11 protein-coding genes are annotated in these 12,603 nt (G+C 40.8%); 4 read left to right on the top strand and 7 right to left on the bottom strand.

Annotated elements, in window-relative coordinates; genetic code table 11:
* The 3 genes from AACQ79_RS08280 to AACQ79_RS08270 all read right to left on the bottom strand — a co-directional run.
* On the bottom strand, positions 1-479 hold a 479-nt coding region (locus tag AACQ79_RS08280), incomplete at its 3' end, for an AAA family ATPase (RefSeq protein WP_170899821.1).
* Positions 480-625: 146 nt separating this feature from the next.
* Complete coding sequence (locus AACQ79_RS08275) at positions 626-1,021, bottom strand: DUF3465 domain-containing protein (protein ID WP_170899820.1); 396 nt, start codon at positions 1,019-1,021, stop codon at positions 626-628.
* Positions 1,022-2,114: 1,093 nt separating this feature from the next.
* Positions 2,115-2,582 carry a DUF4234 domain-containing protein gene (locus AACQ79_RS08270; protein ID WP_094182970.1) on the bottom strand — a complete coding sequence of 156 codons (468 nt, stop codon included), beginning with the start codon at positions 2,580-2,582 and terminating at the stop codon, positions 2,115-2,117.
* 374 nt (positions 2,583-2,956) lie between these two features.
* Between AACQ79_RS08270 and AACQ79_RS08265 the strand changes: the two genes are divergently transcribed.
* On the top strand, positions 2,957-3,091 hold the full coding sequence (locus AACQ79_RS08265; protein ID WP_255091741.1) for a hypothetical protein: 135 nt from the start codon (positions 2,957-2,959) through the stop codon (positions 3,089-3,091).
* 320 nt (positions 3,092-3,411) lie between these two features.
* Here AACQ79_RS08265 and AACQ79_RS08260 read toward each other — a convergent pair whose 3' ends face one another.
* A complete protein-coding gene (locus AACQ79_RS08260; protein ID WP_170899819.1) occupies positions 3,412-3,711 on the bottom strand; it encodes a hypothetical protein in 300 nt (99 codons plus the stop codon).
* Positions 3,712-4,546: 835 nt separating this feature from the next.
* Here AACQ79_RS08260 and AACQ79_RS08255 point away from each other — a divergent pair.
* Complete coding sequence (locus tag AACQ79_RS08255; RefSeq protein WP_170899815.1) at positions 4,547-4,744, top strand: hypothetical protein; 198 nt, start codon at positions 4,547-4,549, stop codon at positions 4,742-4,744.
* 729 nt (positions 4,745-5,473) lie between these two features.
* Positions 5,474-5,638 (top strand): hypothetical protein, encoded by a 165-nt coding sequence (locus AACQ79_RS08250; RefSeq protein WP_339366737.1) that lies wholly within the window; start codon positions 5,474-5,476, stop codon positions 5,636-5,638.
* Between the two features lie 680 nt (positions 5,639-6,318).
* Here the strand turns inward: AACQ79_RS08250 and AACQ79_RS08245 are convergent.
* A complete protein-coding gene (locus AACQ79_RS08245; protein ID WP_017045407.1) occupies positions 6,319-7,008 on the bottom strand; it encodes a pseudouridine synthase in 690 nt (229 codons plus the stop codon).
* Between the two features lie 1,303 nt (positions 7,009-8,311).
* Positions 8,312-8,725 carry an RDD family protein gene (locus AACQ79_RS08240; RefSeq protein WP_019283386.1) on the bottom strand — a complete coding sequence of 138 codons (414 nt, stop codon included), beginning with the start codon at positions 8,723-8,725 and terminating at the stop codon, positions 8,312-8,314.
* A 263-nt stretch (positions 8,726-8,988) separates the two neighbouring features.
* On the opposite strand from AACQ79_RS08240, the gene AACQ79_RS08235 reads away from it, so the two are divergent.
* Positions 8,989-9,321 (top strand): PBPRA1643 family SWIM/SEC-C metal-binding motif protein, encoded by a 333-nt coding sequence (locus tag AACQ79_RS08235; protein WP_069573255.1) that lies wholly within the window; start codon positions 8,989-8,991, stop codon positions 9,319-9,321.
* A 215-nt stretch (positions 9,322-9,536) separates the two neighbouring features.
* On the opposite strand, the gene AACQ79_RS08230 is transcribed toward AACQ79_RS08235, so the two are convergent.
* On the bottom strand, positions 9,537-10,472 hold the full coding sequence (locus AACQ79_RS08230) for a hypothetical protein (RefSeq protein ID WP_170899818.1): 936 nt from the start codon (positions 10,470-10,472) through the stop codon (positions 9,537-9,539).
* Positions 10,473-12,603 lie beyond the last annotated feature (2,131 nt).

Here is a 12,603-nt window from a genome sequence, read left to right as displayed (position 1 = left end):
TGAGTATCCCTATGAACCCAAACAACATTTTCATTCGACGCTGGTGTTTCAAACCAAGACCAGAACAATTTCAACATTTCAGGTGTAATTTCATACGATTTGCCATCCAAATCTGAATTACGTGAAAATGCCCTTTGTTGGCATGTTTCGAAGGGAACATCAAGATAATGAACTTCACTCTCAACGCCCACCTCTGATGCCCAACCAGTAAAAGTTTCTCGGTCAGCTTTGCGCCAAAAACCAAAATCGAAAATAACTGGGACACCAAGAGCAAAAAGCTGGCGGGCAGAGTCTTTGAATAAGTCTTGAAGCGTAGCCAAACGACTATCGAAGACTTCACGCTCCATATGTTCACCATATAAAGGAATCATCCATTCATCGATGGAGAAACGAAAGGCTCCATGTTTATTTGCAAGCTCCTTAGAGTAGGTAGTTTTACCCGAACCAATAAAGCCACATACGAAGTAGATTTTGGTCATAATTCCTCTTTAGCTTATAACGCCCGGCTAAGGGGTTGACAACGCACCACCGAACTCAAAAAACACACCGTAAACACTGAATTTCAATTTTGCACTAAAGCCGCCACGCGTTGGCAATCCCTCTTGAGCCGTTTGTTATGTGAATTTTACTCGTACGTCTTACCGTTGTGCTTTAACCAACCTTGCGGATTTTTATTGTTTGGATCCTTGTGCGTCCAGTGCATGACACCACCTTTTTTGTTCCATTCATATTCACCGTAAAACTGGACTCGATCGCCAACTTTTAGATTTGGAACCCTAGGAGCTAAATCAATATTGTGAGCAACAAGTAAAGTTTGTTTACTGTCCAGTTTCAATATGAATTTTTGATGCCTACTTTCTTCGTTGTCATCAGGTAACAAGCGAATGACTGTGCCTGAGCCCTGAACTTGAATATCACTTTGATGATTTTCATACGCATTTTTTAACTGATGATCATTAGCTTGAGCACCAATCGAAGCTAGACAAAAGACGGCTATAAATATAGCGATTAACTTCTTCATATACTCAATTTCTCCAATTCACATAACGCCCGGCTAAGGGGTTGACAACGCACCACCGAGCTTAAAAAACACACTTAAACACTGAACTTCAATTTTGCACTAAAGTCGCCACGCGTTGGCAATCCCTCTTGAGCCGTTTGTTAGGCCAACCGATTGACAACAACACTTTTAAAACCAAAGAACAAGGTTTTTTTACCAACTTAAAACCAACTAAACGATTCATTTATAAACCAAAACGCTAAGTCAGCAAAGAAACCAAAAACTAAAATTGAGCGGTTTGGAAGAAAAGTGACGAGCGTAGCATGCTCGGCGGACGTTTGGATGCTGAAGGTTATTTTGCCGCTGAATTCACAGCGATAAACAACCCAAAGCGATCAAGGGACAACAAATATGTGATGGTTGTTTATTGCTTAAGTTAAGCCACAAAACATGGAATTTATCCCTCAATTTCAACTCGATTTAGCTGATAAAAACTCACCTTGCCTAACGCCCAATTAAGGGGTGAGCAACGCTACCACCCAACCTAAAGCATTACACCGTAACCACTAAAAGTGAAGTAGAAGAAAAAATGCCAAGCGTTGGGAATCCCTCTTAAATTGTTTGTTATGCAAATTCAATAAGATAAGCTGACTTTACTCGATCAAAAACCACAATTGCAATAGTTGAGTGATTCAAGAATCAACCCAAGCCTGAACCGTGATAAATAAGCCACCAAAACAAAGTCCACCTTTCAGCAACAAACCAAGCTTTTGAATGAGACAAACTCACCGAGCAAGACTTTTAGCAAATGCGAAATGATCGATTAACTTGCCATTTCCACACTTTGCACCTGCAAAACTGACAACGCGCCAACGCTAAAACCAATTGAGGCAAACAAAGAAATTTGCCTATTTTACGGTTTGAGTTAACCAAGAATTTGAGGGTAAAAATGCTCATTTGCCGACAACACAAAACGAATAGCCGGAGAAATCCCAAAAGATTGAACCCTACATTTACCTGAGTTGCATAACGCCGCATTAAGGTGTGACGAACGCTTGGCTATACTTGAGCGAAGCGAAATGCCAAGCGTAAGGAATCACTCTTAAATGCTTTGTTAGCTTTCTACTGTAGATGCATGTCCAGATAACACATCTTGCTTGCGTTTAGCTTCCGGTAAATCATTAATACAATAGTTAATGTAATAAACCGTAAATAAAAACGTGTAGAATGCATTCATGCGAAGATCAATCTTATGCTCATTTAACGCATACTCTTGCAATGCCGTTTTCGCTCTAAATGCCCAAACAATATACAGAACCCAAGAACCAATAGTGAAAAGGCCAGCAATTGCCTCTAAGACTTCATCACCAGTTCCAGCCAATGCGCTACCAAGACCAACACAAACAGCAACCCAAATAATAAAAACACTGTCTGAAATTTTCTTTTTAGTAACCGACTCTAAAATAGAGCAATTTTTATACATCCATAAGATTGGATATATTCCGCCAGTTGCAACAGTGAGTAAAACTAAGTTCAGTGTTTTAGTGTCCACAACATCTTTAAGTTCAGTAATAGTTGACATGTCATCTCCTTATAAAAATACGACATCTTGTTGATTTAATTAACAATAAAGAAAAAAGAATCGCATTTATTAGAGCACTTGATATGAAATAGAACTACTTTCAAATTGGAAAAACATGAACAACGTAACATTTTGTTACGTTGTATTTTGTTTGGGATGGGAAGCTAACGCCGCGTTAAGTGGTGAGCAACGCGACCACAATCCTAAATCATTGCGCCTTAAACACAAAACTCAACCTAGAGCCGAAACTCCCAAGCGTTGGGAATCCGTCTTAAACGCCTAGTTAGCTGCTGCACTTTCGCTAGCAAATTACGCCAAAATGCCTAATTTGAAACACATTATTGCTTTCAAACGGCAAAGTAAAACGGACAGCTGTGAAATTAAAACCCAATCCACGAAATGCGCTTGGCAAAGAAGAAATGACCGAGGAAATCACCATTCCTGAACTCGGTAATTTGCAAAGAATTCCATCGAAAAAGCCAACGACAGAGCACACGAAACGAATTTAAGCATTCATGAATTTCAACAACAAAGAAGCCGCGCCAATGAACTTAACAAACACAACATTTCCCGTAAGCAGACTTCGTTAAGTTCAAACACTTCCCGAAAAGTGCCACTGGCGAGATAGTTGAGAAGCTGAGATTTGTCCGGTGTGTAGCTAGAAAACCGAAAGCCTTTCCACCCTAAATTCACAGCTTTTCTTAACCCCAGCTAACGCCCGGCTAAGGGGTTGACAACGCACCGCCGAACTCAAAAAACACACTGTAAACACTAAACTTCAATTTTGCATAAAGCCGCCACGCGTTGGCAATCCCTCTTGAGCCGTTTGTTATGTTGAGATCACATTACTATCTAATTCGCCACACGTACCGCACACGACTTTACCCTTGCTAATATTCCCTGAGCAATTAGGGCACGATCGTTCGGGCAAACTAGGATCATAGTAAGTATCAAGCCTCTTACACTCACTACCATCTTGCTGAGCACAACTTGCAGACTTATCTTTTGACATAGAGAACACAGCTAACAATAAGAAACCTATACCACCCAAAATAATTATTAGGAATATAGCTAGTGGTAAAATGCCTGACATCGCAAGAAACTCTATAATCCCCTGATTTTTACTCATATGACCTCGTAGTAGCTTGAGATAAATAACGACATAACGCCCGGCTAAGGGGTTGACAACGCACCACCGAACTCAAAAAACCACTGTAAACGCTGAACTTCAATTTTGCACTAAAGTCGCCACGCGTTGGCAATCCCTCTTGAGCCGTTTGTTATGCAAATTCAATAAGATAAACTGACTTTACTCGATCAAAAGCCACGATTGCAATGGTTGAGTAATTCAAGAATCAACCCAAGTAGGAGCCGTGATAAATAAGCCGCCAAAACAAAGCCCACCTTTCAGCAACCAACCAAGCTTTTGAATCAGACAAACTCAACGAGCGAAAACTTCAGCAAAAGCAAAATGCTCGATAAACTTGCCCTTTCTACACTTTGCGCCCACTGAATTTACAACGCGCCAGCGCTAAAACTGATTGAGGCAAACAAAGAACCTTGCCTGTTTTACGGCTTGAGTTCACCATGAATTTGAAGGTAAAAATGCTCATTTGCCGACAACACAAAACGAATGGCCAGAGAAATCCCAAAAGATTGAATTCCTAAATTTACCAGAGTTGCATAACGCCCGGCTAAGGGGTTGACAACGCACCACCGAACTCAAAAAACACACCGTAAACACTGAACTGCAATTTTGTACTAAAGTCGCCACGCGTTGGCAATCCCTCTTGAGCCGTTTGTTAGGCCAACCGATTGACACCGACACTTTCACAACCAAAGAACGAGCTTTTTTGTAAATTTGAAGCAAATTAAACCATTCATTTATAAACCAAAACGCTAAATCAGCAAAGAAACCCAAAAACTCAAATTGAGCGGTTTGGAAGAAAAGTGACGAGCGTAGCATGCTCGGCGGACGTTTGGATGCCGAAGGTTATTTTGCCGCTGAATTTACAGCGATAAACAACCCAACGCGATCAAGAAACAACAAATATGTGATGATTATTCATTTGCTTAAGTTCAGCCATGAGAACATGAAATTTACCGTTCAATTTCAACTCGATTTAGTTGATAAAAACTCACCTTGCCTAACGCCCGGCTAAGGGGTTGACAACGCACCACCGAACTCAAAAAACACACCGTAAACACTGAACTTCAATTTTGCACTAAAGTCGCCAAGCGTTGGCAATCCCTCTTGAGCCGTTTGTTAGGCCAACCGATTGACAATGGTACTTTCAAAAACAAAGAACAGGCTTTTTTGCAAACTTAAAACTAACTAACCGATTCATTTATAAACCAAAATGCTGAATCAGCAAAGAAACCAAAAAAACTCAAATTGAGCGATTTGGAAGAAAAGTGACGAGCGTAGCATGCTCGGCGGACGTTTGGATGCTGAAGGTTATTTTGCCGCTAAACTCACAACGAAAAGCAACTCAACGCGATCAAGAAACAGCAAATATGTGATGATTATTTATTGCTTAAGTTAAGCCACAAAACATGGAATTTACTGCTCAATTTCAACTCGATTTAGCTGATAAAAACTCACCTTGCCTAACGCCCGGCTAAGGGGTTGACAACGCACCGCCGAACTTAAAAAACACACCGTAAACACTGAACTTCAATTTTGTACTAAAGCCGCCACGCGTTGGCAATCCCTCTTGAGCCGTTTGTTAGGCCAACTGATTGACACCGAGACTTTCAAAACCAAAGAACGAGCTTTTTTGTAAACTTGAAACAAACTAACCGATTCATTTATAAACCAAAAAGCTAAATCAGCAAAGAAACCAAAAAACTCAAATTGAGCGATTTGGAAGAAAAGTGACGAGCGTAGCATGCTCGGCGGACGTTTGGATGCTGAAGGTTATTTTGCCGCTGAATTTACAGCGCTAAACAACCCAACGCGATCAAGAAACAACAAATATGTGATGACGATTTATTGCTTAACTTCAGCCAAAAAACATGGAATTTACCGTTCAATTCAAACTCGATTTAGCTAATAAAAACTCACTTTGCCTAACGCCCGGCTAAGGGGTTGACAACGCACCGCCGAACTCAAAAAACCACTGTAAACACTAAGCTTCAATTTTGCACTAAAGCCGCCACGCGTTGGCAATCCCTCTTGAGCCGTTTGTTATGCAAATTCAATGAGATAAAACCACTTTACACGACCAAAAACCACCATTGCAATGGTTGAGTGATTCAAGAACCAACCCAAACCAGAGCCATGATAAATAAGCCGCCAAAACAAAGTTCACCCTTCAGCAACAAACCAAGCTTTTGGAACAGACAAGTTCAACGGGCGAAAAATTCAGCAAGTGCAAAACGCTCGATAAACTTGCCCTTTCCACACTTTGCGCACGCTGAATTGACAACAAAACAGCACCAAAACTCATTGAGGCAAACAAAGAACCTTGCCTGTTTTACGGTTTGAGTAAACCACGAATTTGAGGGTAAAAATGCTCACTTGCCGACAACACAAAACGAATAGCCGGAGAAATCCCAAAAGATTGAGCCCCTAAATTTACCTGAGTTGCATAACGCCCGGCTAAGGGGTTGACGACGCACCGCCGAACTCAAAAAACACACTGTAAACACTGAACTTCAATTTTGCACTAAAGCCGCCACGCGTTGGCAATCCCTCTTGAGCCGTTTGTTATACACAAATTAACCCATGCACTTACTTGGCAAAGGATTGTACTTCGCAATCAGTCAAGTAGCGCCACTTTCCGACCTCGACATCAAGATTCACTGATCCAATAGCCTCACGATGGAGTGAAACGACACGATTACCAACAGCAGAAAACATTCGTTTTATCTGATGGAACTTACCCTCAGTGATCGTTAAACGTACCTCTTTAGGATTGATGACATTTAAGATGGCTGGTCGTGTCAATTGCTGCTCACCTTGCAACTGAATACCTTCTTTGAACTTTGTTGCAGCATCGTCTGCAATCGCGCGAGATAAACCCACACGATAAACTTTACTGCATTCTCTCGTTGGCATTGTAATATTAAATGACCACCGTCCATCGTCAGTAATCAACACCATACCCGTAGTGTCGGCATCTAAGCGGCCTACTATGTGAAGTTCAGAAATGTTATTAACATTTAAGAGATTGAACAGAGAGGGGTAGAACTCATCAATATTTGAGCAAATAGTCCCCGCAGGTTTATGCATGATAATATAACGAAAACCACGAGCCTCTAACTTAGAGCCACTCAGCAATATTGAATTATTTTCATGAACTTGAGCCATTTCATCCGTTACTATATCGCCATTAACACTAACCTCACCAGAATTGATTCGCTGGATAGCTTCAATTTTTGTTAGCTGGGTACTTTTACATACAAATCTATCAAGACGCATATCAATCACATTCAGAGTAAAGTAAAGAGGGGCCGAACATTACACTTGCTCAGTGCAAACTAGCAATCATTCACTGAGAAAGAAGTCAATTTAAGCTTTTGTGTATAACGCCCGGCTAAGGGGTTGACAACGCACCGCCGAACTTAAAAAACACACTGTAAACACTGAACTGCAATTTTGCACTAAAGCCGCCACGCGTTGGCAATCCCTCTTGAGCCGCTTGTTAGCTGCTGCACTTTAGCTGGAGATTTACGACCCAACGGCTTAATTTAAAACACATTATTATTTTCAAGCGACAAAGTAAAACGGACAACTGAGAAACTAAAACCCAATCCACGAAACGCTCTTGGCAAAGAAGAAATAACCGAGAAACTAACGAGTTTCTAGAGCTTAAATTTACAAAGAATTCTTTCGAAGAAGCCAACAACCAAGTGTGCAAAACCCATTTAAGCGCGAAAGAGCCTCAAAACCAAAGAAGCCACACCAAAGAAATAAACAAACACACCACTTCCCGTAAGAAGACTTCGGTTAGTCCAAACACTCTACGAACAGTGCCACTGGCGAGATACGCGGAAAAGTGCTGACTTTCAGGTGTAAAGCTAGAGCCTCAGACTAAGAAAAATAAACGCTTAATTTTATGGTTTTTCTTAACCTCAGCTAACGCCCGGCTAAGGGGTTGACAACGTACCGCCGGACTCAAAAAACACACTGTAAACACTGAATTTCAATTTTGCACTAAAATCGCCACGCGTTGGCAATCCCTCTTGAGCCGTTTGTTATGCAAATTCAATAAGATAAACCGACTTTATACGATCAAAAGCCACAAGTGCAATGGTTGAGTGATTCAAGAACCAACCGAAGCCAGAGCCGTGATAAATAAGCCGCCAAAACAAAACCCACCTTTCAGCAACCAACCAAGCTTTTGAATGAGACAAACTCAACAAGCGAAACATTCAGCAAGTGCACAATGTTCGATAAACTTGCCCTTTCCACACTTTGCGCACGCTGAATTGACAGCAAACCAGCACAAAAACTCATTGAGGCAAACAAAGAACCTTACCTGTTTTACGGTTTGAGTTAACCAAGAATTTGAGGATAAAAAAGCTCATTTGCCGACAACACAAAACGAATGGCCGGAGAAATCTAAAAAAGATTGAACCCCTAAATTTACCTGAGTTGCATAACGCCCGGCTAAGGGGTTGACAACGCACCGCCAAACTCAAAAAACACACTGTAAACACTAGACTTCAATTTTGCACTAAAACCGCCACGCGTTGGCAATCCCTCTTGAGCCGTTTGTTAGCTAATTTACTACAACGATTGTTTTTGCCAGCTTGTCACCTAACCTCTGTCTTCTTTTGCCAAGAATAAAGACCGCGTCGATCATACCAATTATTGGTGTCAGAAGGTTACGAAAAAATGACTGAGGGAAACTACAACTTTTTCCTGTAACCGAATCTATAACTGAGATCCCTAGTAGTTTCTTACCGAGACTTTGCCCTTTAGGTAAACCGTCAGAAAGTAGAAAATATAAAGCAGCTGCCGAAAATGCTATTAAGCTTGATGAAGCTTGGGATAAACCAATCAAAGTACCGAGCCAAAGAAAGAAAATGAATATTGTGGCACTTATTGCACCATCAATGATTTGCCCTAGATAACGAAGACCCGGGCTTGCCAGCCTATGTGATTCAATGATCGAATCTCTATCTATTTCCACTTACTTTTTCTCCATGCGAGTTAGATGTCGAATAAATTTGCTAACGCCCGGCTAAGGGGTTGACAACGCACCACCGAACTTAAAAAACACACCGTAACCCTGAGCTTCAATTTTGCACTAAAGTCGCCAAGCGTTGGCAATCCCTCTTGAGCCGTTTGTTATACCGTGATCCGATGCACATTGTAGGAACTTCTTTATCAATTATCATAGTGCCGTATAATCGCGGCCAAATTACACCACAACAATCCATCAGTGAGTTGCAAATGTCCAAACTATTTTTCAAAGGTCGAATCGATGCTAGACAAAATCACGTCATTTCAGGCTACAACGTAAACCGTGATGTAAAAGCAGGCACTGACGAGGCTCCAATCAATGTTGTCGTCCCAACCGAGGCTCGTAAAGCAGAGATAGAAATATTACTTTCTGAGCACTCAATAGTGGCTGATATTGTCATTGACTCAAAGCAACCAGAGAACACTGTTGAGCTTGATACGCTATTAAACAAACCTAAAACTATTACCTATGACAAAACACCAAACCGTAATGAACCGTGTATTTGCGGAAGCGGAAAAAAGTACAAAAAGTGCTGTGCTTAAACCCTCGATAATTACGCCCAAAGCCGTCTTCTGACGGTTTTTTTATAAACTAGAACCTATACGATATTCTGCGCGTAAGTCAAAACGGTATAACGCCCTGTTAAGGTGTGAGCAACGCTACCACCTAACCTAAACCATTGCACCGTAAACACGAAACCCAACCTTGAACTGAAAATGCCACGCGTTGCGAATCACTCTTGAACAGTTTGTTATGTTCAATTTTTTTTGCTTTGTATGTATTGCTCTACGACATGAACACTTTCTCTAACATAATTTCTAAATGCGAAGTTTACACTTGACAGAGTAATATACTTACCAATTTCTATTCTCTTTCGGTAAGAAGGGAAGTTAACCATTTTGCCAAAAACTATCTTCTCGCCATTTTCTTTTGTTCCGTAGTCTTCTTCTAAAATACCCAGTTTTTCACACTGTTCCATAAACCTTGGTGTTACTTTCCCAAGATTATGACTATGAAGATTTCTTAGCAAGTAGCAAAAACCAAAGAATCCATAGAAATTATTGGATAGCTTTTTGAGCAAAATATTGATATTTGGTTCTATATCATCCAGTGTTTTTTCCATAATTTTTGGCAGAGACTCATATCTCAAGTCTTTAGACGCATCTTGAATAGTCCTTCCTAGGCACTCTATACGTAAATTTTCGATATATGACTCTAAGAATGAAAAAATAGATATAAATTCCAACTTATGGAGATTGTTTTTAACTAGGTTTTCATCTTTTGAATAATTTACGTTTTCCTTCGAAATCTTTACTGCATCTGAAATCTCTTTTCTTTCCTCATCACTCATAGGAGGGACAGGATAACCCTCGTAGTTCCTTGGATCATTTAATGCAGGGAATCTAAAGTATTCCTCGGGAATTTCAATTTGAAACCAAGGTTGCCCGTTATTTTCATGAGCGACATCCTGTAACATTAGCAAATTCTCAAATAGATGAGCAGTTAGAAGAATAGAGTTATATTCGTGAGCAAAAACAGAGTAAGCATTGGTATTGCTATCAAGAACTAACATTGGAGTCCGATTGAGTTCATCTAGGGAGGGGACTCTAAAATAATGTTCATGAGACTCACAAGACATAAGCGGATAGCGCCCTCTCAAACCAGAGGGCATTTGTGGGATTTCTATTGTCATTTTTCCTCGCTTCATGATGTTAAATTAATATTTGAATGAACATAACGCCCGGCTAAGGGGTTGACAACGCACCGCCGAACTCAAAAAACACACTGTAAACATTGAACTTCAATTTTGCGCTAAAGTCGCCACGCGTTGGCAATCCCTCTTGAGCCGTTTGTTATGCAAATTCAATGAGATAAACTGACTTTACTCGATCAAAAACCACAATTGCAATGGTTAAGTAATTCAAGAACCAACCCAAGCAAGAGCCGTGATAAATAAGCCGCCAAAACAAAGCCCACCGTTCAACAACAAACCAAGCTTTTGAATGAGACAAACTCAACAAGCAAGACTTTCAGCAAGTACAAAATGCTCGATAAACTTGCCCTTTCCACACTTTGCGCACGCTGAATTGACAACAAAACAGCACCAAAACTGATTGAGGCAAACAAAGAACCTTGCCTGTTTTACGGTTTAAGTTAACCACGAATTTGAGGGTAAAAAAGCTCATTTGCCGACAACACAAAACGAATGGCCGGAGAAATCGAAAAGATTGAACCCCTAAATTTACCTGAGTTGCATAACGCCCGGCTAAGGGGTTGACAACGCACCACCGAGCTTAAAAAACACACTTAAACACTGAACTTCAATTTTGCTCTAAAGTCGCCACGCGTTGGCAATCCCTCTTGAGCCGTTTGTTATGCAAATTCAATAAGATAAACCGACTTTACACGACCAAAAGCCACAATTACAATGGTTGAGTAATTCAAGAACCAACCCAAGCCAGAGCCGTGATAAATAAGCCGCCAAAACAAAGTCCACCTTTCAGCAACAAACCAAGTTTTTGAATGAGACAAACTCAACAAGCAAGACTTTCAGCAAGTACGAAAGGCTCGATAAACTTGCCCTTTCCACACTTTGCGCCCACAAAATTCGCAACGCGCCAACGTTAAAACTGATTGAGGCAAACAAAGAACCTTGCCTGTTTTACGGCTTGAGTGAACCAAGGATTTTAGGATAAAAATGCTCATTTGCCGACAACACAAAACGAATGGCCGGAGAAATCTAAAAAGATTGAACCCCTAAATTTCCCTGAGTTGCATAACGCCCGGCTAAGGGGTTGACAACGCATAGCCGAACTCAAAAAACACACCGTAAAAACTGAACTTCAATTTTGAACTAAAGCCGCCACGCGTTGGCAATCCCTCTTGATCCGTTTGTTAGGCCAACCGATTGACAACGATACTTTCAAAACCAAAGAACGAGCTTTTTGCAAACTTAAAACAAACTAACCCATTCATTTATAAACCAAAACCCTAAATCAGCAAAGAAACAAAAAATTCAAATTAAGCGATTTGGAAGAAAAGTAACGAGCGTAGCATGCTCGGCGGACGTTTGGATGCCGAAGGTTATTTTGCCGCTAAACTCACAACGAAAAGCAACTCAACGCGATCAAGAAACAACAAATATGTGATGATTGTTTATTGCTTAACTTAAGCCAGAAAACATGGAATTTACCGCTCAATTCCAACTCGATTTAGCTGATAAAAACTCACCTTGCCTAACGCCCGCTTAAGGGGCAGACAACGCTACTACCAACTTTCCGCATAACACCATAATCACGAAACCCAACGCATGATAAAAATGCCACGCGTTGGCAGTCCCTCTTGAAGCGTTTGTTAGGCCAACCAATTGACACCGAGACTTTCACAACCAAAGAACGAGATTTTTTGTGAATTTTAAACCAACTAACCGATTCATTTATAAACCAAAATGCTAAATCAGCAAAGAAACAAAAAAATTCAAATTGAGCGGTTTGGAAGAAAAGTGACGAGCGTAGCATGCTCGGCGGACGTTTGGATGCTGAAGGTTATTTTACCGCTAAACTCACAACGACAAACAACCCAACGCGATCAAGAAACAACAAATATGTGATGACTATTTATTGCCTAACTTAAGCCAGAAAACCTTGAATTTACCGTTCAATTCCAACTCGATTTAGCTGATAAAACTCACTTTGCCTAACGCCCAATTAAGGTGTGAAGCACGCAATGACCAAGCTACTGCATGGTACTTCAACACCAAAACCAACGCATGGCAAAAATGCCACGCGTGCTGAATCACTCTTAAATTGTTTGTTATAAAGCAC

The organism is Vibrio sp. 3-2(1), assembly GCF_963887575.1.
Classification (GTDB): Bacteria; Pseudomonadota; Gammaproteobacteria; order Enterobacterales; family Vibrionaceae; genus Vibrio; species Vibrio anguillarum.
This window is presented reverse-complemented; position numbering and strand designations above follow the sequence as displayed.

What these genes read in the sequence shown, in the direction of transcription:
- AACQ79_RS08255 (WP_170899815.1), top strand. Translation starts at nt 4,547, where the DNA reads ATGCTCGGCGGACGTTTGGATGCCGAAGGTTATTTTGCCGCTGAATTT.
- AACQ79_RS08250 (WP_339366737.1), top strand. Translation starts at nt 5,474, where the DNA reads ATGCTCGGCGGACGTTTGGATGCTGAAGGTTATTTTGCCGCTGAATTT.
- AACQ79_RS08235 (WP_069573255.1), top strand. Translation starts at nt 8,989, where the DNA reads ATGTCCAAACTATTTTTCAAAGGTCGAATCGATGCTAGACAAAATCAC.
- AACQ79_RS08270 (WP_094182970.1), bottom strand. Translation starts at nt 2,582, where the DNA reads ATGTCAACTATTACTGAACTTAAAGATGTTGTGGACACTAAAACACTG.
- AACQ79_RS08260 (WP_170899819.1), bottom strand. Translation starts at nt 3,711, where the DNA reads ATGAGTAAAAATCAGGGGATTATAGAGTTTCTTGCGATGTCAGGCATT.
- AACQ79_RS08275 (WP_170899820.1), bottom strand. Translation starts at nt 1,021, where the DNA reads ATGAAGAAGTTAATCGCTATATTTATAGCCGTCTTTTGTCTAGCTTCG.
- AACQ79_RS08245 (WP_017045407.1), bottom strand. Translation starts at nt 7,008, where the DNA reads ATGCGTCTTGATAGATTTGTATGTAAAAGTACCCAGCTAACAAAAATT.
- AACQ79_RS08230 (WP_170899818.1), bottom strand. Translation starts at nt 10,472, where the DNA reads ATGACAATAGAAATCCCACAAATGCCCTCTGGTTTGAGAGGGCGCTAT.